The following is a 23,394-nucleotide window of genomic DNA, read 5'->3' on the forward strand; positions in this document are numbered from 1 at the left end:
CGAAGCCTAAAAGCATAGGACACGTTAAAACTACCCCTTTAAAATACTACTTATATAATAAAAGAAGCCAATCAACGTGTTAGCATTTTAAATACGTTGATTGGCTATTCACTTGAGATCTATATACTAGATTCTACATTTTCATATGAACAACTATCTTTAATTAAAAATATTACTTTTCAGCATAAATGTGTTCAGCATTGTCATAGCTCAGAATCGTAATATTATCATCTTTTTGAACCATAACTACTTTATTTGTTTCATCTTTATTAATAATCTTAACTTCGTCACCAATAGAAATTTCTTTGCTTGAGAGATAAATAAGCAACTCTGTTCTATCTCTTACTCTTTTAATGCTTACTATATCTCCCGCTTCAAAAGATAACAAGTTGTCAGTATAAATTTCTTTATACTGCTTATTTCTTGGAATTACGCCTCCATGAGGACATGTAGTTGGATAATTTAGTAATTTATCTAATCTTTCCATAAACAAATGAGAAACGCGATGTTCTAACACTTCTGCTTCTTGATGCACTTCTTCCCAATTATATTCTAATATTTGTATTAAAAATAATTCTATTAAACGGTGACGTTTAATAATATCTAATGTATATGACAAACCTTCTCCAGATAACATAACACCTTTATAAGGCTTGGTTTCAACATAATTTGATTTCTCTAATCTATTAATCATTTCGCTAACTGAAGGTGGTTTTATATTAAGATATTGAGATAACTTCTTATTTGAAACGAATGTTACGTCGCCTTCGTGTGTCAATATCGCCTTCAAATAGTCCTCTTTTTCCTCTGTCAGCATATTTTCACTCCTCATAATCAGTGTCTATATTGTATCACGAAATTTCTTGACACGCTAAAAGTTTGTAGTATATTATAAATTTAATTAGGCTAGCCTAAATTTTTTATTAAAGAAGGTGAATCATGTTAGAAATAAAGAATCTAAACCTATATATTAATAATAAACATGTACTGGAGGACATCAATTTATCTATACCTGTAGCGGGAGAAATAATAGGTATTATGGGGCCAAATGGTGCAGGTAAAAGTTCATTATTAAAATCTCTGATAGGTGAATTTAAAGCTACTGGAGATAAGTTATTATTACATAAACCACTGACCTCATCATTCAAATATATAACTTACATACCTCAAAAATCTAATATCGACCTAGATTTTCCCATCAATGTATCAGATGTCGTAATATCTGGTGCCTATAAAAACATAGGCTGGTTTAAAAGCGTAGATAAAAACCACAAAGCTCGTTTAAATCAACTCTTAGACATACTGGAGTTGCAAGATTTAAAATCTCGTCAAATTTCCCAATTAAGTGGTGGGCAACTACAACGTGTACTTGTTGCACGCGCTTTAATGAATGATAGTGATCTTTACTTATTAGATGAACCCTTTGTAGGTATAGACTTTCATAGTGAGCAACTCATCATAGAATTAATTAACCAATTAAAGGCTAATAATAAGCTTGTTATGATAGTACATCATGACCTGTCAAAAGCCACAGATTATTTTGATCGTATAATTTTGCTTAATCGCAATGTTAGATTTTTTGGGCCAAGTGACATCGCCATGCAGCCTAAAAATTTAAATGATGCATTTTTAAACCATCAATCTACTTTTACGTCAGAGAATGTTACCGCTGAGGTGATAACATGATTGAGTTTTTCCAACATTTATTTAGCTACCAATTCCTAAATCGTGCGCTTATTATCGCTATTGTAGTTGGTATTGTTTGTGGCACTGTTGGTAGTTTAATCGTTTTAAGAGGTTTAGCACTAATGAGCGATGCGATGAGCCACGCCGTATTACCTGGTGTAGCCTTATCCTTTGTCTTCGGCATCCCTCTTTACGTTGGCGCCCTACTTACAAGTATGATTGCAAGTGTACTTATAGGCTTTATCACAACGGGAAGCAAAACTAAGCCTGACGCAGCAATAGGTATATGTTTCACTGCATTTCTTTCAATAGGAATTATCATTATTAGCCTAATACACAGTACGACAGATTTATATCACATTTTATTTGGGAATATTTTAGCGATTACATCGTCTTCATTTTGGACGACAATCGTAGTAAGCATCACAGTCGTATTACTTATAATCATCTTCTTCAGACCTTTAATGATTTCTACATTTGATGAAACATTTAGTAAAATGAGCGGTTTAAATACAACTTTAATTCATTATTTTGTAATGCTCATGCTTTCTATGGTAACAATAGCGAGTATTCAAACAGTAGGCATTATTTTAGTTGTAGCATTATTAATTACGCCTGCCAGTGCAGCATATTTAATCGCAAAAAGTTTACCTTTAATGATGATAATTGCCAGCACTATTAGCATCATTAGTTCAATCATTGGTATGTATTTCAGTTACATATATAACATACCTAGTGGCGCTACCATCGTTTTATGTGCCTTTATTCTCTATATTATTATATTTGTTTTTGTCAAAATTCATAATAAGAAAGGATTAGCAACATGAAAAAAATACTTCCAATAATACTACTTTGTGTTTTATTTATTGCCGCTTGCGGTAATGATAAAAAAACATCCACATCTGGCAACGAAGACAAACTAAAAGTGGTTGCCACAAATTCCATTATTTATGATATGGCCAAAAATGTAGCCGGAGATAATATTGAATTACATAGTATCGTTCCAATCGGTCAAGACCCACACGAATATGAAGTTAAACCAAAAGATATTAAAGCACTGACAGATGCTGACGTAGTACTATATAATGGTTTAAATTTAGAAACTGGAAATGGTTGGTTCGAAAAAGCTTTAAAACAAGCAGGAAAGTCTATGAAAGATGACAACGTAGTAGCCGTATCGAAAAAAGTTGACCCAATATATCTAGAAGGTGCTAAAGGAGACAAAGATAAATTAGACCCACATGCTTGGTTAAGCTTGGAAAACGGTATTAAATATACTGAGACAATTCAAGAAACTTTATTAAATAAAACTAAAAAACATAAAGATGCAATTGAAAAAATGAGTAACACATATCTGACTCAACTTAAGGATTTAAACGATGAAAGTCATAATAAATTCAAGGACATTCCTAAGAATGAACGTACAATTGTTACAAGTGAAGGCGCGTTTAAATATTTTGCTAGACAATATGAAATTAAACCTGGCTATATTTGGGAAATCAACACTGAAAAGCAAGGTACACCTGATCAAATGAAAGCAGCAATTAAATTTGTGAAAGACAATAATGTTAAACATTTACTTGTTGAAACAAGTGTTGATCGTAAGATTATGGAAGGTTTAAGTGAAGAAACTAAAAAAGATATCTACGGTGAAATATATACCGATTCAATTGGTAAACAAGGCAGTGAGGGTGACTCTTACTACAAAATGATGAAATATAATATTGAAACCATTCACGGCAGTATGAAATAAATAATAAATTAAGGCTATTCTACCTTACAAGGTGAATAGTCCCATACCGTACTTAATATTAATACTGCAATCATAATAGTACGGTATGGTGGTATTCAAAGCCTTAAATAAACTCCTTAAACCATCAACAGGTTGTAATCCTCCCCCTGTTGATGGTTTTTCTATAAAAAAGTTAGCAATCTAACCCCTATATCATATATCAAACGAGGTTAAACGCTAACTTCTAAATATTTATATTAAGTTAAACTATCAACGAGCACCATTTCATCGTAATTAATGGATTCTCTAATTTTAAGTGCTGTCGCTTCTGTAATATCTTCATCCTCTACTAATTGATTTAAAATTCTGCGTTGCTCTTTGAGCGCAGTTAATTTCACTTTAGTAATAGATGTTTCATTTTTTTGATCAAAGAAGTTTTTCGGTGTTAAGTTTTCGATTCTAAGTAAGTATCCATCACAAATCATGCCTACTTCTAGTTTATTTTCTTCTGTGGTTTCTTTACTTAATCTACTTACAACACGATAATGCACTGTTCTCATTACATTAGAGATTTCTACTAAATTATCAACAATAGATAACGATGAAGCTGCATTTGTTTTCATGCGGGTTTTAATTCTTCTTTTTAAAATAAAGGCACGAAATTCTACTTTTAGACGTTGAATAAGTGAAGCTTGCTTATAGATTTGAGTTCGCTCTGCATAACGCATATAGTTATCGAGTACACTGGTCGTAATATCACCATTTTCAACTAAAGTATTTAGCGTATTATTTTCGGCATCGAAAGCTATCTTTTGTAATCTTTGTAGTTCCTTCGCATCCTCATCTTCATTTTCTACAGATTTTAAGAATGCAAGTTTATCATGATAGTCTTTTATAACACTGCCGTATCTAAAGCTAGATTCTATCGTTGACATCTGATTTAAGCTATCTATAACTTTTTCTAGAATATAAATTCGTGCTTGTTTATAATTCATGCCTTTTTGTTTAGGTTGAGTTGCAGCAGGTGTAACGAGTGGTACGATAAATTGTGCTACTACTAAACTAATTATAACCATGCCTGAGGAAATAAATAACAAATCATCTCTAAAGGAGAAGGAATGGTGATTTGCCAGCATGTAAGGCAACGTCAAGGCAATGGCAAGAGAAATGGTTCCGTGCACACCACAAATTGACATGATAAAGGCATAAGTTCCTCTTTTAGGAGGTGCTTCTGAGCTCATAGAATCCTCTTCGTTATGCGTAATCATTTTTTGGAAGGGACTGATTGGTAAATAAAAATAAGGATATAATACGAGGACCCATAAAAATCTAAATACATAAATAGCTAAAGCAACTAAAAATGTTACTACTATTAAAAAGGCTAAATTGTGTGGTTCATTTTTAATGATACGACCCACAACTTCTGGAATTAAATAACCCAAAATAGAAAACACAAAACCATTTAATACATAACCTAAAGTATTCCAAGTATGATTGTAACTCATTTGCAACCTTGTTCGCGCTTGAGCTATACGATCACGTTCAAATCCATGTACTAACCCTGCAACTACAGCAGCAATAATACCAGATGCATGGAACATTTCCGCCACTAAATAAGTAATAAATGGCGTAATTAATTGAATAAATGTAAACATATTTACATTTTCTATACCTCTACGCGTTAGCGTTACTCTTATTCTGACGAAAACTAATCCGATAATCAAACCAACGATAAAACCGCCAATAGAGGATATTAAAAATTGTTCTATCGCGTTCACGATAGAGAACGTACCGGTAATTAAGGCAGCTACGGCTATTTTAAAAGATATGATACCAGCTGCATCATTAAGTAACGATTCACCCTCTAAAATAGTCATAGAACCTTTAGGCAAAATTTTACCATTAGTTATAGCTTTTACAGCAACAGCATCGGTAGGACATAAGATTGCAGCTAGAGCAAATGCTGCAGCCATAGGCAATTCGGGCCAAATCCAGTGGACAAATAACCCAACGACGATAACTGTTGTAACAACTAATCCTAGCGCCATCATTAAAACAGGCTTAATATACCGTCTTAAGTGCACTCGAGATACTTGTACGCCTTCAACGAATAGTAAAGGTGCAATTAAGGCTACCATAAATAATTCACTATCAAATTGGAACTGTACCGGAACGGGAGTTACATAAAGCAACATACCTAAAAATATTTGTATAAACGCCAATGGCATTCTAGACAGAAATGTATGTACAAAAGAACTAACAATAACTACCGCTATAAAAATCAATAGTGTTTCAAATATTTCCATAGTTTCACCTCTTTTCGATTCAATATGTGCATCGTAATTGCTGAGGTTGAAACAAACAGTCGTGAATTTCTCTTGTATAAACAAGATAAATACACGTTATGATTTCAAAATTCAAAGTTTCCCCAAAATAACTACAAAGAAATTTTTTCTAAATTCATACAATTACAAATATACATTATTTTATCACTTTTTTGTCACTTATTAAATTTTAAGCACTTTTACACCAAGATTTAATATCAATAAAATTTAATAATCATGATCTTCTTGATATTTTTTTTGTCTCAATTCTTCACGCTTTTGTGCACGTTCTTTTAGTTGTTCAAAACTACTTTTTTCATTCGCACTTAATAAAATATTTGTGTTCCCAACATTGTCACTTTTACGATACATATATGCTCCTGTACGGTATGCAGCTCTCGATATTAAATGTCCCCCTACTGGAGAAGTTAGATTGATAAATACTAATGCTAATATCAATCTAACACTTAGATAACTTTGTGCAGAAACAAAATAGACAATAACGCCTAATAATGTAAGTAACACTGATAATGTAGAACTTTTTGTAGCTGCATGGCTTCGCAAAAATACGTCTTGAAATTTGATTAAGCCAATAGCACTTATTAAAGCTATAATGCTCCCTAAAAACATCATTAACGCCGCTATTAGGTTAACGATTTCGCTTATTGTTGGCATTGAAAACGTGCCCCCCTTCAATAAACCGCGATATAGACACAGAACTAACAAATGAAATAATGGCAATTAATAAAATAGAATCTAGAAATGAGAATGTACCAAATACAACACTCATTACACCAACGATAGACATCAATATTGCACTCGAGGCATCGAAAGCTACTACTCTATCTGCAGTCGTCGGACCTTTTATAAGCCTGAATAAACTAAGCAATAACGCTATGCCAAAAACTATGATCGAACTTGTTATAAAAAAGTTTGTTACCGATGCTATCATTCTGCCACCTCCAATATGAGTCCTTCGTATTGTCTAATACTTTTCAACAACTTTTGTCGTTCTTTTTCTGAAATATCTATAGCATGAATAAAAAATTTCTTTTTCTCCTTAGAAATACGAATAACTGTAGACCCTGGCGTAATGATAATTAATATTGTTAAAAATGAAACGCTCCAATCACTCGTTAATTTTGTTTCATAAGTCACTAAACCAGGATTCATGTCTTGCGTCTTAAACAAAATATAATTAATAGTAGTCATACTAGAAGTTATTAGTTGATACAAATAAACTGCTAAAAATTTTATGGCTACCCAAACCTTTTTAAGATAGAATTCTTGTCCGAAAAATCGATGGAGTATATATATAACTATCAAACCAACTAAATATCCGGAGAAGAAAGTGGTTACTTTAAAGGCATCTTCATCTTGGAAAAGCACCCATAAAAAGGCAATGATGACGTTCAATACAACTTGTCTCATTATTTCTCCTCCTTCAATAAATGTGGATTCACTTGTTGCTGATATTTACCTTCATCCATATTTAAATGTGTAGCATTATCTGTGACTTTTAAAAGTATAGGAGCAGTTAATCCGATAATGATAACGACTGCGACCAAGACACCGATTAAAGCACTTCGGTACCGAGGCATTTTGTTGTATTCTAGTTGTTTCCCAGTTGTACCACTACCTAAATACATAGTGAAATAAATTCTAAATAAGCTAACCATTGCTATAACACTCGTAATAACCATTAAAGTTAACCCGATATAGTTACCATTTTCGATAGCCCCTTGGAAAATTAATAATTTCCCAGGAAACCCACTAAATGGAGGAACCCCACCTATAGCTAGCGTCGTCACTACTAAGGCAATACCTAGCACTGGTTCTCGTTTCGCTAAACCACTTAAATAGCGATATTGTCTATATCCTGTTATATAGACGAGACTACCTATTACAAAAAATAATAATGTTTTTACTATAATGTCGTTAGCTAGATAAAATATTGCACCATTTACACCAGCAAATGTGTGCGATCCTAATCCTAAAATAATAAAGCCTATCGATAAAATAACTTGATATGCAGCTATTTTCTTAATATCTTTATACGCAATGACACCGAACGCCCCGATAAACATTGTAATACAAGCTAAAAATACTAATAGTGAGTGTGTAATATGGTCATGTCCATTAAACATTAAGGTGAAAAATCTAATAAGCGCATATGCACCTACTTTAGTCATCAACGCAGCAAATAATGCGGCGAGTTCAGTGTTTAATACAGCATACGCCTTAGGTAGCCACATAAATAAAACCAATGCAGCTTTCGAACCAAACGCTACTAAAAACACCATCGAGACAATGACAATTGCATTGTGGTTGTCTAACTCTTTTAATCTTTGAGCCACATGTGCAAAGTTTAATGTTCCCGTCAATTTATATAATAAACCAATGCCTAGCAATAATAACCATGAACCGATAATATTCAATACAACGAATATAATTGCAGCACGTAATTGTTCAACTGACTGCCCTAATGTTATTAACACAAATGAGGCTAACAGCATTACTTCAAACATGACATATAAATTAAATAAATCAGCAGTTAAAAACGATCCAATCACACCTACTGTTAGGAATAAAATAAAACTAGGTAAATAAAATCGGATAGCCCTTTTTTCTGCACGACCAAACCCATATGAAATAATCAATGTCACAACAAAACTAGATGTTGTCACCATAAGTAAACTAAGTGAATCACCTACAAATTGAATACCATAAGGGGCTTTCCACCCTCCAAAGTCGAGTGTAATCGGTTTATGATTCAGCACATAAATTAATAACATTAAAGAGATAATTGTAGTGACAGCCATCGTCCCTATTGCAAATATTCTTGATAGCAAACTACGTTCACGTATAAATACTAATATAAAGGCACATAATGCAGGGAGAATAAAAGGTAATATTAATAAATTACTCATCGTTATCCTCCTCTCCTCTTAACACGTCAATTTCATCTTCTTTCGTCACGCGATAAGTTCTATAAACTAATACGAGTAAGAAAGCAGTCATCGCGAAGCCAATAACGATAGCTGTTAAGACAATCGCTTGCAATAGCGGGTCGACAAAATTATTACTCCCCGTACCAATTAACGGTTCAGACATATTTTTACCATAGTCCCCCATGCTCATAATGATTAAATTACCAGCATGAGTATAAATGGATATACCTATAACGATACGAATTAAATTAATTGAAAGAATCATGTATGTACCAATAAATATTAAGAAACCGATAACTAATAATAATATTAAATTCATGAGCGACCACCACTTATCGATAACATAACCGTCACAATAACACCTACAACAGTTAATACTACACCTAATTCAAATAAAGTTACTGTCGTTAGATGCATATCACCTAATAATGGTAGATGAACATGTGCATCAGTTTGATATAAAAATGGTTTACCGAAAAACATCGGTATAATGGCTGATGCCATAGACACTAATGAACCTAATACGATTAATATTTTAAAATCTACGGGTACAGATACTAATACTTGTTTAACATCGAAGGCTAAAAACATAAGTAAGAATGCTGAACTAAAAACTAATCCACCAATAAAACCACCGCCAGGATTGTTATGACCGGCTAAAAATAAATAAAAGCCAAATGTTAATAAAATAAACACTACAATTTTTGTTATGGTGCGTAGTACTACATCATTCTCTTTCATCTTGTCCCCTCCGATCTCTAAAGTTAAGTAACGTATAAATACCTAAACCGACTATTATCAGTACGACACCTTCAAACAATGTATCAAAGGCCCTGAAATCACCTAATATTGAATTAACGATATTTTTACCGCCAGTTAACTTATAAGCATTGTGATAGTATGTCGAAATCGAACTAATAGTCTCACCTTGTTGGACAATAAATACCAATGTCATTACAGTTGCAGCCATAATAAGCGAGACTATAATTTTAAATAACTCCCGCTTTTTATGTACTTTTCCTCGAGGTACGTTTGGTAAGCGTGAAAAACTTACAATAAATAATATTGTAGTAATTGTTTCTACAACAAGTTGTGTTAACGCTAAATCCGGCGCTTTCATTAATATAAAGAATATCGTTACACAATAGCCTACGATACCATTTAAAATAACCATCGTTAGACGCTGACGAATAAAGATTAACGCTACACCGAGCACGAACACTACAATGACGGTTATAACTTCCAGTGGCCCAAATTCACTGACATGTATTTGATGCACTTTTGGAAAACCAACTTGAATAATTGAATAAATGATAATAAGCGTAAAAATTAATAACGTCATGTTTATATATTGATTTAATCTGTTATTCATCAAATTGCGAATGCTATAACCTGAATACACTTCGAATTGTTTATATGAATCGTTATACAAACTAGATAGAGAGAACAATTTATATTTTCCAGCTATCCTAGTCCAATCAACCTTCAACGCTGCAGTCAAACCTACGATGATAACTATAATACTGAAGATTAATGGCAGATTAATGCCGTGCCACTGTGAAATGTGTGGTGCGATTCCGTCTATTTTTTCGCCTATAGTGATACTTCTTAGCGCAGGTAAAATTAAATGATTACCGATAACGTTAGGTATGAAAAAGATAATTGGTAACATAATCACCATTACTAGAGAAGGTAATATAAGCAAGAATGGTTCATGTATATTGTCATGAGCTAAATTTGACGCTTCGTATTTACCCCAGAATACTTTTTTAATCATAAACATTGCATATATCATAGTGAAAATACTAGCAACGACACCAATAGCCACTATTATTATAGTAAGAAAAATACCAAACCCTTTAAGTTGGTGGGCATTTACTAAACCATTGAAAAACATCTCTTTACTTAAAAAACCATTTAATAAAGGCATGCCTGCCATTGATAGCGCCGATAGTAACATCACTATATGTGTAATAGGTAATACTTTACGCATACCAGATAATAAACGTATGTCACGTGTTCCAGTCTCATGATCAATAATTCCTACTCCCATAAACAATGCACCTTTAAACAATGCATGATTCGCTAAATGAAATAATGCCGCAAATAAAATCATGGCATAAACCTCGGTAAGTTCGCCTTTTGTATGGCCAGCTATACCGCCACCAAGACCTACCATAGACATAATCATACCTAACTGGCTTATTGTTGAATAAGCTAAGATACCTTTTAAATCATATTGTCTAACAGCATTTAATGCCCCGAAGATCATAGTAATTAACCCTATAAATGTAACAGCATAAATATAAAATTGACTTAGACCAAGTAAAAGCGTAAATCTAAATAGTAAAAAGATGCCTGCTTTTACCATCGTAGCCGAGTGCAAATAAGCGCTTACCGGTGTTGGTGCCGCCATAGCTTTAGGTAACCATACATGGAAAGGAAACTGAGCTGACTTAGTAAATGCTCCAATAAGCATTAATATGACAATAGCAAGGAACAAAGGACTTTGAGCTATTTTATCACTATTTGCAATAATCTCTGTAATCGTATTAGTGCCTGTTATTGTATAAATCATAATGAAGGCAATTAATAGCGCTAGTCCACCGAGGACTGTAATTACAAAAGATTGTATCGCTCCGAACTGGCTTTCTCTATTATCATACCAATAAGAAATAAGTAAAAATGAGGATACGCTTGTTAACTCCCAGAATACATATAGAATAATTGTATTATTAGCAGTTACAATACCTAACATGCTCAACATAAAAAGTATTAAGTATACATAAAAACGAGGTAAATTGTCATGTTGTTTAGAAAGATATTGCGTAGCATAGAAAAACACAGCTAAGCCTATGATTGAAATTAAAATTGAAAAAAATATGCTTAAGCCGTCTAAGCGAAAAGCTAAATTAATATCTAAGGCACTAAGCCATGGAATATTAATATTAATGAATGTTCCGTGAAGCACTTGAGGTAGTTGCCAAATGAAGTAAATTGTCGAAATAATTGGCGCGATTATAGCTATGTGTCCTGCATAAAGACTTAACTTTTCATTTGAAAAAGTAATAACTAAGAGCACCATAATGATGATTAAAACACTGAATAGGTATATCAGACTCATCGTTGTCCCCCTTTACTGTTATAAATTTAAAGCAATCGTTGTTTTACTTGAATTTCTTGAAATGCCTATAAATTTCATGGTTTCGTATGTTGTCTGATGCCCTAAATATTTTTGGATGATAGATATAGAAATACCCGATTGATAAGCGTGATAAGCGAATGTTTTTCTTAATGTAGTTAAACCAATATGTATCATACCTAGCTCTTCTGCTGCTGCATGGATAATACGATATGCTTGTTGCCTGGATAAACCTTTATGAGTTCGATTTGATTGGAACAGCAAATCATGTGTTGTTAAAGATTCATTCGAGATAAATTCCTTTAATTCATACTGTAAGCTCTCTGGAATCATAATATTAATATTTGTCGCATGTTCCTCTACCCAAAATGATTTAATTAACTTATTTGACGCTAAAACATCGACCACTGTTAAATTTAGTAATTCAGTAAGTTTTACGCCAGTATGTATAGCAAACTTAAATAATAAGTAATCCCTTTGCGATTTTGACTGTAAAACTTTATACATTGATTTAATTTCTTCAAGATCACGTATTGGATCAACTTGATTCATATTTTCACCTCTCACGCTTAAATGTTTCTTATTCAATAGTAAATGATATTTAAGTAACATTAAAGCGTTTTGCACCAATTTTTTAAACTTTTCTGTCTCATTTAGTAATTATCAACGATATATATAGTGAAAGGAGGTTTAAACTATTATGAATGAAGTTAGTCAATTAGTCGTTGTACTTTCACGCGTCGTTCCTAATGATAGTGGTAAAGCTACAACAGTTACGCGGCGCTTTGCTAATATCAATCCACAAGCCACGAACGATCAATTAAGACAATTCAAATCTATTATCGAACAGTTGATTCACGAAACTTTCGATACATTTGAAGTTGTCAAAACAATACAATTACATTAAGGAGGTTTACTAATGACTCAAACATTAGAACTTACATTCACAGATGATTTAAAAAAACCTTTAAAATTACAACTATCTAAGATTGAAAATGACGTCGATGCAACAAATGTCAGAACTAGTATGGCTGCATTAATCGATTTAGATATATTAAGAATCGCTAAGAGTAATCCAACTAAAGTGCATTCTGCTCATCTTATTGATAAAACTGTAAGAACACTTTTTGATGTTTCTAAATCATCTAATTAATTTAGTTAACATGGCATAACGTAAAGCTCCGTTTTTTGGGATTTTCTTCATAGAACGGGGCTTTTATTATTTCGTATTTTATTGCTCATACCAATGTCTAATTTTATAGTAATATCACATATTTATTATTTTTTTAAATTAATACAATGAATTATCAATTAATATCCTTTATAATCATATTATCAAACAAACAGATAATACATAGATTGTAATCAATTATGTACTTTACTTAGAAAGCGGGATTATATGTTACTTTTATTTATTGTGGGTATCGTTGCAGGTATGGTAGTACCCTTTCAAACTTCTATCAATTCTAGACTTAGTTTATACACCAAATCTTCATTTTATGCTTCTACTATTTCTTTTGCTACAGGGACAATATTTTTAATACTTATTAATGCTATTATAAATCCTCAAGCTTTTACACCAAACTTTTATAACGGGCAAGCGTTAAGTTATGTATGGTTTGTCGGTGGTGCTTTGGGCGTTATCTTTTTAACAGGTAATTTATTATTATTACCTAGACTCGGTGCATCTCTAACAGTTGTGATGACGATTGCGGGTCAAATAATCATGGGCGTTACAATAGATACTTTGGGTTGGTTCGGTGCTCAACATGAGCCTTTTTCAATCATTAAAGTCATCGGCATCGTTATTTTGTTTATTGGCATACTACTAATGAATTATACCCGAAATGCAGCGAGTAACAACAAAACAACTAACAAGTTTTATTTGTGGATTTTTATAGGTTTTGTTTTTGGATTTGCACCACCTATTCAAACGGCTATTAATAGTGCTTTGGGTCAACAAATACATTCTTCAGTCATGGCTGCACTTGTATCATTTACAATAGGAACTATTTTGTTATTCATTTTAACGCTTATCTTCAATAGATCTCTCAAAATGGCGAGTTACAATGAATATCAGGGGAAAATAAAACCTTGGTATTTCATTGGTGGGATACTTGGAGTGATTTTTGTAACAAGTAATATCATTTTAATGCCACATTTAGGCGCAGCCGTTACGACTATCGTGGCCATGTTAGGTCAAATGCTAATGGGTGTTATCATTGATCACTTTGGTTTACTAGGTACTACTGTAAATAAAATAACGCCTCGCAAAATTATAGGGATAGTTGCTATTATGATTGGCATTATTTTATTACGCTTCTTTTAATAATGCATCTTCAAGACATTTACTTTTAACTTTTAGTAAATGTCTTTTTTAATTCGACGTTATTACCAAGATTTCATAGTATAATCAAAATAATTAACATCCATGAGGTGACTTCAATGAACAAATACATTTTAATACCATCTATTACTTTATTCAGCATCATTATATTAACGTCTACTTACTTTATATATAAGCATTATATAGCAAAGCAGCCAAAGCACCCCCCTATTAAAACAATTAAGATTCAATATGAGCAACCAGAAATTATTATTGGAAGACATGAACCACAATCAAGCTTCGACTTTTATTTAGATACTAAACACGGTTACATCGCTAATTGGTTCGTACAAGATGATTCAAAGGTTCATAAGACTCAGCCTATTTTCGAATATTATAATCCCATCATCGAAAAAAAGATTGCACACAAACAACAAATGTTAGCGTTGTTATCTCACAAAGAGGATATCCCTTCTGATGACACCCGGGTCATTAACCTTAAAAATGAGATTGCCACATTACAACAAAATTTACGTACTAAAATAACTGCTCCGTTCGCCGGCATTCTCGTTATTAAGTCAAATACTCCTTCAACGGCAAATGCACCCTGCGCCACTTTATATCAACCAAAATATCATATTACTGCCTCAATTCCAGAAACATATATCTCATCATTAAAAATAGGTCAGATACTCAAAATACGCTCAGCAAATAGCAATGCGACTACAGTTGAAAAAATAACTAAAATTTCTTCATTCCCTACTAATTATTACAGTTCAGATAAACTTTCGAGATATGAAATAAATCTAACATCCTCTACCAATGCGCGCTTAGGGCAACATTTTGAACTAGAATTACCTTCTAAGACTATTGTTATTCCCAAAACAGCATTGATAGATAATAAATTCGTTTTATTAAAAAAATCTAATAAATTTGTGAAAAGAGTCATTAAATTTAGAGAATCGGGTAATTATAATCGTATCACTGTCAAATCAGGTTTATCTCCAGGAGAAGTAATTGTACAAAATGCAAAATCGATAAATCACTTAAAATAATTTTACTTTTTAATACAATATAAGTTATATACAAAACAGTAGGGATAAACTTTAATTATTAAGTAATTATTATTTTTGAAATTTTGCTTGTTTTTTATTCAATTACAATAGAAAAACATCAAGCTCATTCTTAAACAGTTTTTAGTTTACTTTTTATTTTAATTTAGATATAATTAACTAAATAATACTGGTTTTAATATATTTTATACAAATATATTCTGACTTATATTAAGAATAACTTTTCTATAAAATTTGAATTTTGACAAATAATTATAAAAATTTTTGCTAATAATACAACTTGAACGGGCTTATAACACGGGAGGAATAAAAGTATGGCTATTTCAAAAATAAATGACTGTTTCGAATTACTAGCTATGGTAACTTACGCAGACAAACTAAAAGGCATTATTAAAAAGGAGTTTTCTGTAAGTTTTGAAGAATTTGCAGTGCTAACTTACATCAGTGAACACGAAAGTGAAGAATACTACTTAAAAGACATCATTAATCATTTAAACTACAAACAACCACAAGTAGTTAAAGCAGTGAAAAATTTATCACAAGAAGACTACTTCGATAAAAAACGTAATGAACATGATGAAAGAACTGTTTTAATTTTAGTTAATAAAAAGCAACGTGACAAAATAAACGAATTATTAGGTCGTGTTAATGACAGAATCAAACAAGCTAACGATAGTAAAGAAGTTTAATTCTAAAAATTAACTAATTATAACGCTGACAAAACCTGCTAGTTACCTTTTAAGGTGTAACTAGCAGGTTTGTTTTTATATTAAATTCAGATAATAATACATGTTGCTTTCACTTAACATTGCTTCGCTTACGTTAAATATGTTTTAGTTTTGTTGCATTTATAAAATTATTAAAAGCGTTTTCAAAATGCATAGGCTCTTCAATATGTGGTGCATGGCCTGATTCTTTAAATATATTCAAATTAATATCTCCATGTGTTTTTAAAATCGCTTTAACATTTTCGTGATTGACTAAAGGATCACACTTCCCATTTACTATTAATATTGGTACATTCCCTCTTTTAATATCTTTCTCGTCTCGATATGTGGGGAAGGACATTAATGCTCTATTAGCAATGGCACTATACTCGTCTTTTTGTCTCGCATATATTCGTTGTTCTTGTAACCACTTACGCGCACTTTCTTGCGCCCTATAAATATACGGAAACAATACTATTAAAGCTTCGGCTTTATCAAATCCTACTATTTCATCTTGATGTTCAAACATTAATTTATTTATGCCATGCGAGCCATTTGTAAAATCATAAGAAATTAGTGTTAATGACAATACTTTTTCTTCAAAAAATTCGGCAAATGTTTTTGCAATAACGCTCCCCATTTCATGGCCAATAATATGTGTCTGAACAATATTTAATTTTTCAAGGATTTTAGCTAAGTCATTAATGTGATCGCTTAAATCATAGGACACTGGTTTGGAAGAATAACCATGACCACGCACATCATAAGTGATAACTTCATAGTGTTGCTTTAGTTCTTGTTTTAGATTTATAAAAGCAGCCATATTACCATCTAAAGCATGAATTAATATTATAGGAATACCTTGACCCTCTCTTGTATATGCAATCTCGTCGTCACTATCTACCAAAATTTTATTCATTTGGGTCACCTCCCCTTACAAAATAATATACCCATATTTATGAAACTTTATCCCAGTTCATAATAACTAATCACTACTTAAAACTTAATTTATTTTACTATTTTTCTTTTAAATAGCTTTCACGAAGGAGGTCTTATTTCTCTATAATTATTTTCTGTTATTATTATTAAAAATTAGCTATTATAATAGAAAGAGAGTTGAAGTCATATAAGCCCCTCGTAGCATAGACAAGACTTAGGCAAAATTGGCATAAAAAAACTGCCAACAAAGTCAAAGACTGTATCGGCAGTTTAATAAAACTGATGTGATATAAGTTCTCTAAAGCGATTAGCTTCTCGAAGATATTCTAATCGTATAATAAATAATAACGATTAATAATAATACCCATATCGTTATAGATGCAATCTGCGCAACACCTGAATTAGTAATCATAGCGTCAATTGTTTTTTGGCAAAATAATAATCCTATACCGGTAAATTCTAAGCGCCTAAAATAAATGCCAGAAATACTAAATATAATGCCAACAAAAAAGATAAATTGATGGGCGTAAATCGTTACTGCAACTATACTAAAATTGACATTAAATGCGTGAATCACAACTAATATAAGCGACACTACAGCTATGCCTAACCCGATATACATCTCAACTTTATTACTATACAGGTAATTTTTTCTTGCAATCCTTAAATAAATAACAATTGAAATCGGTAATATAATCAAACAATATACAATAGCTAAGCCTGAAATAGCTTGAAATGGCACATACTGTTTATCATATAAATATGAAATCAAGACGAAATTTAAAATAAAAAACACAATAGGATTTAATTGCAATGTAAATAAATTTCGTTGAATTGTTAAGATAATCTCTGCAGGCGACTTACTTCTATACTCAATATAATCTTGATCTTGTTCTTCAGATTTTTTAAAATCTTTTTTTAATTTATTTTTGATATCATCAATTAAATTAGGAGAAAGTCCTTTATGAGTAAAATAGTCATTTATATTTTCCACTAACACTTTATCGTTAACTCGCATTATAATCTCCTTTTCGTTAAATTTGTAACAATTTAATATTATATCTTACCGCTGAAATTCATTTCTTAAGTATAACTTAATAGTTATTGTAACAGTAAAACAACCGACAAGTATATACATGCCGGTTGTTTTATTAAAGATAATCATTAAGATAATCATTAAGATAATCATTAAGATAACTTTAATTATTGTAAGTCAATACGATATAGTTTAATGTTTTTATCTTTTGGTGATGACGAAGTAAATTGATAAGATAAATTTTTATCTTGAATATAACCAATATTTCCAGTGACATTATTATAATGCTTACGTACAGTAGCTTTAGAACTCGCTTCATTTTTCACTGCATTAAACGAAGGTCCCACTGGTTCATTATATGACATAGATACTCTAGTAATTTTACCTTGATCTTTTTTACCATCTGCTGTAACGACTAACGTGCCTTTAGGCTGCTTAAATTCATAATAATGCTCTTTATGATCTGGTCTATAAGAATAAAGTGGCTTTTTGTTAGTTTTTAATAACGTTTGAATTGAAGCACCTATTTTCGCACCTTCTAATGAAGTGTCACCTTGTTGTAGCTGTTTCACGTTTTGAATAGTGTTACCAGTTGCAGCATCTGCATTCGTTGCACTAACACCTGACAAAGTGATACCTGCTATTAAAACCGCTGAAAATAATTTTTTCATAAGCACTCGCTCCTTTAACAACAAACTAATTGTGCTCATGTACAGTATAATATAAATATTACAAAAATAACAGTAATATTACAGAAATATTTCATATATAGCTTTATTTTTCTTTATACACCATTATTAATTTAATTAATAGTTATTTAAAACGTTTAATGAATTTTTTTACTGAACTTAAAAATTCTGCTTTTTGTTCAACGAATGGATATAATCCCGAAGATTGAAATACTTCAAATTCACTGTCTGTAATGTAATCCGCTACTTCTTTTGCTTCGACAATTGTCGTTCTTTCTCCCTGTTGACCCACAATAATTTGCGTAGGCGACGTTACTTTGCCAAGATATTGTCTAATATTATTACATTTAAATGAAGCTTTAATAGAATCCATCTCTTCACTCGTCGCAATGCCGTTAGTATTTTCGACATGTTTTAAATACTTGTGAACCTTTTTTTTATCATAATACATTTTATCTGCAAGGAATTTATGCTGTTTTTCGTTATCCCATGTACGAATAGTTTCAGAATATCTTCTGTAAATGCGTTCTTCTGGCGTAGAGTCTTCTATCATTGTAGGATTAATCATCGTTAAAGACGATACATATTGAGGATTTGTAGCGCTAAATTCCGCAGCTACAGATGCCCCCATCTCATGTCCAATAACAGCACATTTATCTATGTAAAGATAATCCAACAACTCTTTCACATCATTTGCATAATCAATAAATTGAATATTATTCGGTTTGTCAGAATACCCGTGACCACGCAAATCTAATAATACTACTTGATTGTGCTCTGATAACTCGTCAACTATGTTATGAAATACAGTGTAATTATCAAAAGCGGTATGGATAAGTACTATCGCATATCCTTCGCCCATTGTTTTATAATTTAATATTATCCCATCGTTTGTTGTAAATAAATTCATATCATTAATTTCCCTTCTGTCCAATCGGTAAAATAGTTAATAATTCTTCCAATGTCGATATCGTATAATCTACTTCTTCTGGAAGAGGCTCAATGTCTGCATCTTCTTCTTTAAACCACACACTTACCATGCCCATCGCTCGAGCTGGGGCCACATCGTTTAATGGATCGTCACCTACGTATATTGTTTCTTCGGGTTTAGTATCAAGTTTTTCTAATATATTTTCAAAAATCTTAGGATGCGGTTTTCTATAGCCGACTGTTTGTGATGTAGACATGTAATTTATTACATGTTCTATGCCTAATGCATGTAACCGGTATTGTTTAATTTTTGATTTCCCATTAACAATGACGCCTGTTAAATAATCATTTTTAGTTAAACGTTCTAACGTATACAACGTATCATAATACGGAAATACATAACGATAAAAATGCATTTCAAAATCATGGAATAAATCTTTCCATGTTAATCTATCTACATGAAAATCTTTAATGATTGCTTTATATAGTTCTGGCTTGTCATGATCTTCATCATCGTCAAGCTCAATAAATTTATTTTTAAAATCTGCAAGTTGAATACTGACTAAATAGTCATGGAACCGTTCATATTGCTCTTCAATGAACTTATCTCTAGATTTTTTTCTATCTAATAACGTACCTTCCAAATCAAATACGACCGCTTTTATATTTGATAAATCCATAGTCTACCTTCTTTGTAATTAATTTATCTACTACGCATTAATCTACTGTTTTCGTTTGTGTTACCATTAAATAAAATAATACTGGAATACCGATTAACGCCAGTACAATGCTGGCAGGAATTTGATAGGTTTGCAAGATTATGCCACCAAACCAATCTGCGATAACCATCACCGTACCCCCAATAATAATGTTAAGCGTCATTTGCACACCTAAAGGATGCCCTATGTAATATCTTCTAATCAATTGGGGTATCACCATACCGATAAATCCAATTACGCCAACAAATGAAACGATAGTGGCGGTAAGCACCGAGGAAATAAATAATACGCTATACGTCAGATTTCTAGATTTAACTCCCAATGACTGAGCATGCATTTCACCTAACTGCAATAGTTTTATACGAGGTATTAAACTATATAATATTATAATGCACAGAATTAATACAAGACCTATATAGTATATTTCTTTATATTCCGCTGAAGAAAATCCACCGAACATATAATTCACTATGTTATTCATCTTCCGCTCATTGAAGATGATTAATACATATAGTAATGCATTGAATAATGCACCTATCATGATTCCCGCTAAAATTAGAGATCTTGTTGGATATCCTCTAGACATTATTGTCGTAATTAATATAACTAATATTAATGTAAGCAAACTAAACACCATAGATAATAGTGGTATAAAAAAGAACCCCAAACCTAAAATAACGGCTAAACCAGAGCCAAAAGTAGCCCCACTAGCTAATCCTAACGTAAAGCTATCTGCTAAAGGATTGTTAAGTAAAGTTTGAAACATCTGTCCCGCTAATGTTAAACCAATGCCAGCCAAAAATGCTTCAATCACTCTAGGTAATCTAACTTCTAATAATATTGTTTGTGCCATTGCATAGTTAAGCCCCCAAAGCCCCCATGCAATACTTAAAATGAAAGTAATTATTAATATGATTATCCAAAAATATAACGCCTTGTAATGCTGCATCATTTTTCCACACTTTCATTATTATCTCTACTATTTCTCCTTATTACAATATCACGTGACGTGCATTTACACCATAGCAATAAATTATACTCATATACATTTTCAACATATATTATGCATAAAAGCATCCGTAACGTTAGCCTTGGCTAATTAACGTTCGGATGCTTTTCTTTATTCAATATTATTATTTATATAGCGCATCACGTAAAGATTTTAAACCATCATCAATTCGAGGTCCTGGGCGCGATATTTGGTCGCCATTTACAGCTTTAATTTCATTATCTTTAACTGCATTTGTTTTTTCAAAACCACCACGTTGTTTTACCATTTTTTTGTAATCTGCTTCGCTCATACCCATTGTCGAAATCATCACATCAGGGTTCTTTTTAATAATGTTTTCCTTACTTACTTTTTTCCATCCTTCTTCGGATGCAAACTCATTTTTTGCATGTAATTTTGTTAACATATCATTAAAGAACGTATTTTTACCCGCAGTATAAATTTCAGGTTCTGAAGAAACTTCCATAAACACTTTTTTCTTAGGTTTATCTTTAGGTACTGATTTTATAACTTTATCAACATTGTGACGTGTTTCTTTAACTAATTTATGTGCTTCTTTTTCTTTATGTACGACTTTACCTATTTGTTCAAACGACGCATAAGTTTCTTTTAAAGATTGTGCATCTTTAATATAAACGACTTTTACGCCACTTTTTTTCAATGACTTAAGCACTTTGCCATCAGTAGATTTTTGACTTTCATGCGCTAAAATTAAATCTGGTTTCGCTTTGAGTAAAGCTTCTTTATTTAATTTCATAGCGTTAAATTTCTTTTTATTTTTGACGTCTTTAGGGTAATCATCTACCGTTGACACACCAACAATTTTTTTACCTAATCCGAGTTTGTATAAAATTTCAGTGTTACTTGGCATTAATGAAATAATTCTATCGTATGATTTGTTCGATTTATCACTTTGTTTATCATTACTTCCGCCACTACATGCGCTCAGCAACACTACAACTGCAACTATTAAAAATAATAAACTTTTTGTTGTTTTCACTTTGTATTCTCCTATTTTTGATATTAATTTAATAATATCAAACAATTCAAACGATTTCATTGCTATTTTTTAATTAAATTAACTATATAAAAAATATAAAATTATTACCCTTGTTGTTTCACATTATTATAGCTTGCTTTTAGCATATTATTTTTGATCTGTACGTCCGCTCCGAAATATCTTTCGCTTTGTGCTAACGACAACCCCAGTTCTTTCAAAAATATAATCGACTGTAATTTGCAAATATTAGCTGAATCATATAAGCGGTGACCATTGTTTTCGATATGGTTAGGTATAACGAGCTCGATATCATGATAATAATGTAATGTTCGTTTGCTTATTTGCACGACATCTGCCACTTCTTTAATCGTAAATAATTTTTTCAAGTAAGTTCACCTCTTACTTAAAACCATGCACTATTACGTAACGTTACAGTCAATATCTTTCATCTAATAAAATAACTTTCTAAAAATTGCAGTTTTTGTTGTTCTTTTTTATTAAAATATTGCTTACCAAAATTATCTAATAAAGCGTGAAACTCATTAGCGTCTTGAGCAGTGAAATTTGCTGGTAATGATACTTGTTTACCTAATTGTTCATAATTATTCGTGACATTATAGCCTAATTTATAAAAAATCCTGCGTGTGTAACTATCTGGAATAAAGACTGGCACTTCAAAAATATAAACGAGTAATACATCCGTCGTTTCATTACCAATGCCTTTTATGGCTAACAAGTTAGTTCTCAATTCATCTTGATAATATGTTTTAATTTTTTCATATTCAAAGTCAAATTGTGCCATCCATGTCAGCACAGATTTTATAGTTTGTGCCTTAGCTCTAAAAAACCCACTTGATTTAATTATCTCTTGTAATGCTTCATCAGATAATTGCAATATACTATCTGGCGCTAATTGCGTGTGCTGTTCTAATTTTTCTATAGCAAGCGCCGCGTTTCTCCAATTTGTATTTTGTACTAATATTGCCCCTAAAACGATTTCTATCTTAGTTCTAGCCGGCCACCATTGTTGAGCGCCCATATGTTTATATAATATGTGATATAACTCTGTTACATTTAACATCATTTGCCCTCACTTTGTAAAAAATAAAAAGACTAAGACATACTTTGATG

General features: G+C 31.8%; 27 protein-coding genes. 8 read left to right on the forward strand and 19 right to left on the reverse strand.

From position 1 onward, the window contains the following. Positions 1 to 172 precede the first annotated feature (172 nt). A complete protein-coding gene (locus tag ISP02_RS09825; protein ID WP_195721389.1) occupies positions 173 to 817 on the reverse strand; it encodes a metal-dependent transcriptional regulator in 645 nt (214 codons plus the stop codon). A gap of 122 nt (positions 818 to 939) precedes the next feature. Here ISP02_RS09825 and ISP02_RS09830 point away from each other — a divergent pair, with 122 nt between their 5' ends. From ISP02_RS09830 to mntC, 3 genes are read left to right on the forward strand one after another with little or no spacing between them, the layout of a single operon-like run. Then, entirely contained in the window at positions 940 to 1,686 is a 747-nt protein-coding gene (locus ISP02_RS09830; RefSeq protein ID WP_195721390.1) for a metal ABC transporter ATP-binding protein, read from the forward strand. Then, a complete protein-coding gene (locus tag ISP02_RS09835; RefSeq protein WP_195721391.1) occupies positions 1,683 to 2,513 on the forward strand; it encodes a metal ABC transporter permease in 831 nt (276 codons plus the stop codon). Before ISP02_RS09830 ends, ISP02_RS09835 begins: the two co-directional genes overlap by 4 nt. Beyond that, positions 2,510 to 3,439, forward strand: a complete 930-nt coding sequence (mntC, locus tag ISP02_RS09840; RefSeq protein ID WP_195721392.1) for a manganese ABC transporter substrate-binding lipoprotein MntC — start codon at positions 2,510 to 2,512, stop codon at positions 3,437 to 3,439. The genes ISP02_RS09835 and mntC overlap by 4 nt, the downstream gene beginning before the upstream one ends. A 236-nt stretch (positions 3,440 to 3,675) precedes the next feature. On the opposite strand, the gene ISP02_RS09845 is transcribed toward mntC, so the two are convergent. The 9 genes from ISP02_RS09845 to ISP02_RS09885 all read right to left on the reverse strand — a co-directional run bounded on the left by ISP02_RS09845 (position 3,676) and on the right by ISP02_RS09885 (position 12,387). Beyond that, on the reverse strand, positions 3,676 to 5,724 hold the full coding sequence (locus ISP02_RS09845; RefSeq protein ID WP_195721393.1) for a cation:proton antiporter: 2,049 nt from the start codon (positions 5,722 to 5,724) through the stop codon (positions 3,676 to 3,678). Positions 5,725 to 5,970: 246 nt separating this feature from the next. Continuing rightward, on the reverse strand, positions 5,971 to 6,417 hold the full coding sequence (locus ISP02_RS09850; RefSeq protein ID WP_195721394.1) for a Na+/H+ antiporter subunit G: 447 nt from the start codon (positions 6,415 to 6,417) through the stop codon (positions 5,971 to 5,973). Continuing rightward, complete coding sequence (gene mnhF2 / locus ISP02_RS09855; RefSeq protein ID WP_195721395.1) at positions 6,392 to 6,694, reverse strand: Na+/H+ antiporter Mnh2 subunit F; 303 nt, start codon at positions 6,692 to 6,694, stop codon at positions 6,392 to 6,394. Before mnhF2 ends, ISP02_RS09850 begins: the two co-directional genes overlap by 26 nt. After that, complete coding sequence (mnhE2, locus tag ISP02_RS09860; RefSeq protein ID WP_195721396.1) at positions 6,691 to 7,173, reverse strand: Na+/H+ antiporter Mnh2 subunit E; 483 nt, start codon at positions 7,171 to 7,173, stop codon at positions 6,691 to 6,693. Before mnhE2 ends, mnhF2 begins: the two co-directional genes overlap by 4 nt. Beyond that, on the reverse strand, positions 7,173 to 8,672 hold the full coding sequence (gene mnhD2, locus ISP02_RS09865) for a Na+/H+ antiporter Mnh2 subunit D (RefSeq protein WP_195721397.1): 1,500 nt from the start codon (positions 8,670 to 8,672) through the stop codon (positions 7,173 to 7,175). The genes mnhE2 and mnhD2 overlap by 1 nt, the downstream gene beginning before the upstream one ends. Beyond that, positions 8,665 to 9,012 (reverse strand): Na+/H+ antiporter Mnh2 subunit C, encoded by a 348-nt coding sequence (gene mnhC2, locus ISP02_RS09870; protein WP_195721398.1) that lies wholly within the window; start codon positions 9,010 to 9,012, stop codon positions 8,665 to 8,667. Before mnhC2 ends, mnhD2 begins: the two co-directional genes overlap by 8 nt. Then, positions 9,009 to 9,434, reverse strand: a complete 426-nt coding sequence (gene mnhB2 / locus ISP02_RS09875; protein ID WP_195721399.1) for a Na+/H+ antiporter Mnh2 subunit B — start codon at positions 9,432 to 9,434, stop codon at positions 9,009 to 9,011. The genes mnhC2 and mnhB2 overlap by 4 nt, the downstream gene beginning before the upstream one ends. Then, the gene (locus tag ISP02_RS09880; protein ID WP_195721400.1) at positions 9,421 to 11,817 is read right to left on the reverse strand and encodes a DUF4040 family protein; all 2,397 of its coding nucleotides are present in this window, start codon (positions 11,815 to 11,817) and stop codon (positions 9,421 to 9,423) included. The genes mnhB2 and ISP02_RS09880 overlap by 14 nt, the downstream gene beginning before the upstream one ends. Positions 11,818 to 11,835: 18 nt before the next feature. Beyond that, a complete protein-coding gene (locus tag ISP02_RS09885) occupies positions 11,836 to 12,387 on the reverse strand; it encodes a tyrosine-type recombinase/integrase (RefSeq protein WP_195721401.1) in 552 nt (183 codons plus the stop codon). A 148-nt stretch (positions 12,388 to 12,535) separates the two neighbouring features. On the opposite strand from ISP02_RS09885, the gene sroA reads away from it, so the two are divergent. The 5 genes from sroA to sarA all read left to right on the forward strand — a co-directional run bounded on the left by sroA (position 12,536) and on the right by sarA (position 15,923). After that, the gene (gene sroA, locus ISP02_RS09890) at positions 12,536 to 12,742 is read left to right on the forward strand and encodes a sigS mRNA-stabilizing protein SroA (protein WP_195721402.1); all 207 of its coding nucleotides are present in this window, start codon (positions 12,536 to 12,538) and stop codon (positions 12,740 to 12,742) included. Between the two features lie 12 nt (positions 12,743 to 12,754). Next, positions 12,755 to 12,988 carry a DUF2922 domain-containing protein gene (locus tag ISP02_RS09895; protein ID WP_195721403.1) on the forward strand — a complete coding sequence of 78 codons (234 nt, stop codon included), beginning with the start codon at positions 12,755 to 12,757 and terminating at the stop codon, positions 12,986 to 12,988. A gap of 246 nt (positions 12,989 to 13,234) precedes the next feature. Beyond that, a complete protein-coding gene (locus ISP02_RS09900; RefSeq protein ID WP_195721404.1) occupies positions 13,235 to 14,164 on the forward strand; it encodes a DMT family transporter in 930 nt (309 codons plus the stop codon). A gap of 116 nt (positions 14,165 to 14,280) precedes the next feature. Next, positions 14,281 to 15,216 carry an efflux RND transporter periplasmic adaptor subunit gene (locus ISP02_RS09905; RefSeq protein ID WP_195721405.1) on the forward strand — a complete coding sequence of 312 codons (936 nt, stop codon included), beginning with the start codon at positions 14,281 to 14,283 and terminating at the stop codon, positions 15,214 to 15,216. Positions 15,217 to 15,548: 332 nt separating this feature from the next. Continuing rightward, complete coding sequence (gene sarA / locus ISP02_RS09910) at positions 15,549 to 15,923, forward strand: global transcriptional regulator SarA (protein WP_195721406.1); 375 nt, start codon at positions 15,549 to 15,551, stop codon at positions 15,921 to 15,923. Positions 15,924 to 16,056: 133 nt separating this feature from the next. Here the strand turns inward: sarA and ISP02_RS09915 are convergent, their stop codons facing one another. From ISP02_RS09915 to ISP02_RS09955, 9 genes are all read right to left on the reverse strand, one after another. Next, positions 16,057 to 16,860, reverse strand: coding sequence for an alpha/beta fold hydrolase (locus ISP02_RS09915; RefSeq protein WP_195721407.1), 804 nt, complete (start codon positions 16,858 to 16,860; stop codon positions 16,057 to 16,059). A 327-nt stretch (positions 16,861 to 17,187) separates the two neighbouring features. Beyond that, on the reverse strand, positions 17,188 to 17,898 hold the full coding sequence (locus ISP02_RS09920; RefSeq protein WP_195721408.1) for a hypothetical protein: 711 nt from the start codon (positions 17,896 to 17,898) through the stop codon (positions 17,188 to 17,190). A 185-nt stretch (positions 17,899 to 18,083) separates the two neighbouring features. Beyond that, positions 18,084 to 18,587, reverse strand: coding sequence for an SA0570 family protein (locus ISP02_RS09925; protein WP_195721409.1), 504 nt, complete (start codon positions 18,585 to 18,587; stop codon positions 18,084 to 18,086). Positions 18,588 to 18,729: 142 nt separating this feature from the next. After that, positions 18,730 to 19,515, reverse strand: coding sequence for an alpha/beta fold hydrolase (locus ISP02_RS09930; protein WP_195721410.1), 786 nt, complete (start codon positions 19,513 to 19,515; stop codon positions 18,730 to 18,732). 4 nt (positions 19,516 to 19,519) lie between these two features. Then, positions 19,520 to 20,215, reverse strand: coding sequence for an HAD family hydrolase (locus ISP02_RS09935; protein WP_195721411.1), 696 nt, complete (start codon positions 20,213 to 20,215; stop codon positions 19,520 to 19,522). A gap of 37 nt (positions 20,216 to 20,252) precedes the next feature. After that, positions 20,253 to 21,203, reverse strand: coding sequence for a FecCD family ABC transporter permease (locus ISP02_RS09940; RefSeq protein ID WP_195721861.1), 951 nt, complete (start codon positions 21,201 to 21,203; stop codon positions 20,253 to 20,255). A gap of 184 nt (positions 21,204 to 21,387) precedes the next feature. Continuing rightward, the gene (locus ISP02_RS09945) at positions 21,388 to 22,263 is read right to left on the reverse strand and encodes an ABC transporter substrate-binding protein (protein WP_328806042.1); all 876 of its coding nucleotides are present in this window, start codon (positions 22,261 to 22,263) and stop codon (positions 21,388 to 21,390) included. 104 nt (positions 22,264 to 22,367) lie between these two features. Continuing rightward, the gene (locus tag ISP02_RS09950; protein WP_195721413.1) at positions 22,368 to 22,649 is read right to left on the reverse strand and encodes a MerR family transcriptional regulator; all 282 of its coding nucleotides are present in this window, start codon (positions 22,647 to 22,649) and stop codon (positions 22,368 to 22,370) included. A 59-nt stretch (positions 22,650 to 22,708) separates the two neighbouring features. Beyond that, positions 22,709 to 23,344 carry an endonuclease III domain-containing protein gene (locus tag ISP02_RS09955; protein ID WP_195721862.1) on the reverse strand — a complete coding sequence of 212 codons (636 nt, stop codon included), beginning with the start codon at positions 23,342 to 23,344 and terminating at the stop codon, positions 22,709 to 22,711. Positions 23,345 to 23,394 lie beyond the last annotated feature (50 nt).

Origin of the sequence: Staphylococcus durrellii (assembly GCF_015594545.1) — a bacterium.
Lineage (GTDB): Bacteria > Bacillota > Bacilli > Staphylococcales > Staphylococcaceae > Staphylococcus > Staphylococcus durrellii.

Excerpts from the sequence above, each read along its gene's own strand:
- ISP02_RS09825 (WP_195721389.1), bottom strand. The coding sequence starts at position 817 with ATGCTGACAGAGGAAAAAGAGGACTATTTGAAGGCGATATTGACACAC.
- ISP02_RS09830 (WP_195721390.1), top strand. The coding sequence starts at position 940 with ATGTTAGAAATAAAGAATCTAAACCTATATATTAATAATAAACATGTA.
- ISP02_RS09835 (WP_195721391.1), top strand. The coding sequence starts at position 1,683 with ATGATTGAGTTTTTCCAACATTTATTTAGCTACCAATTCCTAAATCGT.
- mntC (WP_195721392.1), top strand. The coding sequence starts at position 2,510 with ATGAAAAAAATACTTCCAATAATACTACTTTGTGTTTTATTTATTGCC.
- ISP02_RS09845 (WP_195721393.1), bottom strand. The coding sequence starts at position 5,724 with ATGGAAATATTTGAAACACTATTGATTTTTATAGCGGTAGTTATTGTT.
- ISP02_RS09850 (WP_195721394.1), bottom strand. The coding sequence starts at position 6,417 with ATGCCAACAATAAGCGAAATCGTTAACCTAATAGCGGCGTTAATGATG.
- mnhF2 (WP_195721395.1), bottom strand. The coding sequence starts at position 6,694 with ATGATAGCATCGGTAACAAACTTTTTTATAACAAGTTCGATCATAGTT.
- mnhE2 (WP_195721396.1), bottom strand. The coding sequence starts at position 7,173 with ATGAGACAAGTTGTATTGAACGTCATCATTGCCTTTTTATGGGTGCTT.
- mnhD2 (WP_195721397.1), bottom strand. The coding sequence starts at position 8,672 with ATGAGTAATTTATTAATATTACCTTTTATTCTCCCTGCATTATGTGCC.
- mnhC2 (WP_195721398.1), bottom strand. The coding sequence starts at position 9,012 with ATGAATTTAATATTATTATTAGTTATCGGTTTCTTAATATTTATTGGT.
- mnhB2 (WP_195721399.1), bottom strand. The coding sequence starts at position 9,434 with ATGAAAGAGAATGATGTAGTACTACGCACCATAACAAAAATTGTAGTG.
- ISP02_RS09880 (WP_195721400.1), bottom strand. The coding sequence starts at position 11,817 with ATGAGTCTGATATACCTATTCAGTGTTTTAATCATCATTATGGTGCTC.
- ISP02_RS09885 (WP_195721401.1), bottom strand. The coding sequence starts at position 12,387 with ATGAATCAAGTTGATCCAATACGTGATCTTGAAGAAATTAAATCAATG.
- sroA (WP_195721402.1), top strand. The coding sequence starts at position 12,536 with ATGAATGAAGTTAGTCAATTAGTCGTTGTACTTTCACGCGTCGTTCCT.
- ISP02_RS09895 (WP_195721403.1), top strand. The coding sequence starts at position 12,755 with ATGACTCAAACATTAGAACTTACATTCACAGATGATTTAAAAAAACCT.
- ISP02_RS09900 (WP_195721404.1), top strand. The coding sequence starts at position 13,235 with ATGTTACTTTTATTTATTGTGGGTATCGTTGCAGGTATGGTAGTACCC.
- ISP02_RS09905 (WP_195721405.1), top strand. The coding sequence starts at position 14,281 with ATGAACAAATACATTTTAATACCATCTATTACTTTATTCAGCATCATT.
- sarA (WP_195721406.1), top strand. The coding sequence starts at position 15,549 with ATGGCTATTTCAAAAATAAATGACTGTTTCGAATTACTAGCTATGGTA.
- ISP02_RS09915 (WP_195721407.1), bottom strand. The coding sequence starts at position 16,860 with ATGAATAAAATTTTGGTAGATAGTGACGACGAGATTGCATATACAAGA.
- ISP02_RS09920 (WP_195721408.1), bottom strand. The coding sequence starts at position 17,898 with ATGCGAGTTAACGATAAAGTGTTAGTGGAAAATATAAATGACTATTTT.
- ISP02_RS09925 (WP_195721409.1), bottom strand. The coding sequence starts at position 18,587 with ATGAAAAAATTATTTTCAGCGGTTTTAATAGCAGGTATCACTTTGTCA.
- ISP02_RS09930 (WP_195721410.1), bottom strand. The coding sequence starts at position 19,515 with ATGAATTTATTTACAACAAACGATGGGATAATATTAAATTATAAAACA.
- ISP02_RS09935 (WP_195721411.1), bottom strand. The coding sequence starts at position 20,215 with ATGGATTTATCAAATATAAAAGCGGTCGTATTTGATTTGGAAGGTACG.
- ISP02_RS09940 (WP_195721861.1), bottom strand. The coding sequence starts at position 21,203 with ATGCAGCATTACAAGGCGTTATATTTTTGGATAATCATATTAATAATT.
- ISP02_RS09955 (WP_195721862.1), bottom strand. The coding sequence starts at position 23,344 with ATGTTAAATGTAACAGAGTTATATCACATATTATATAAACATATGGGC.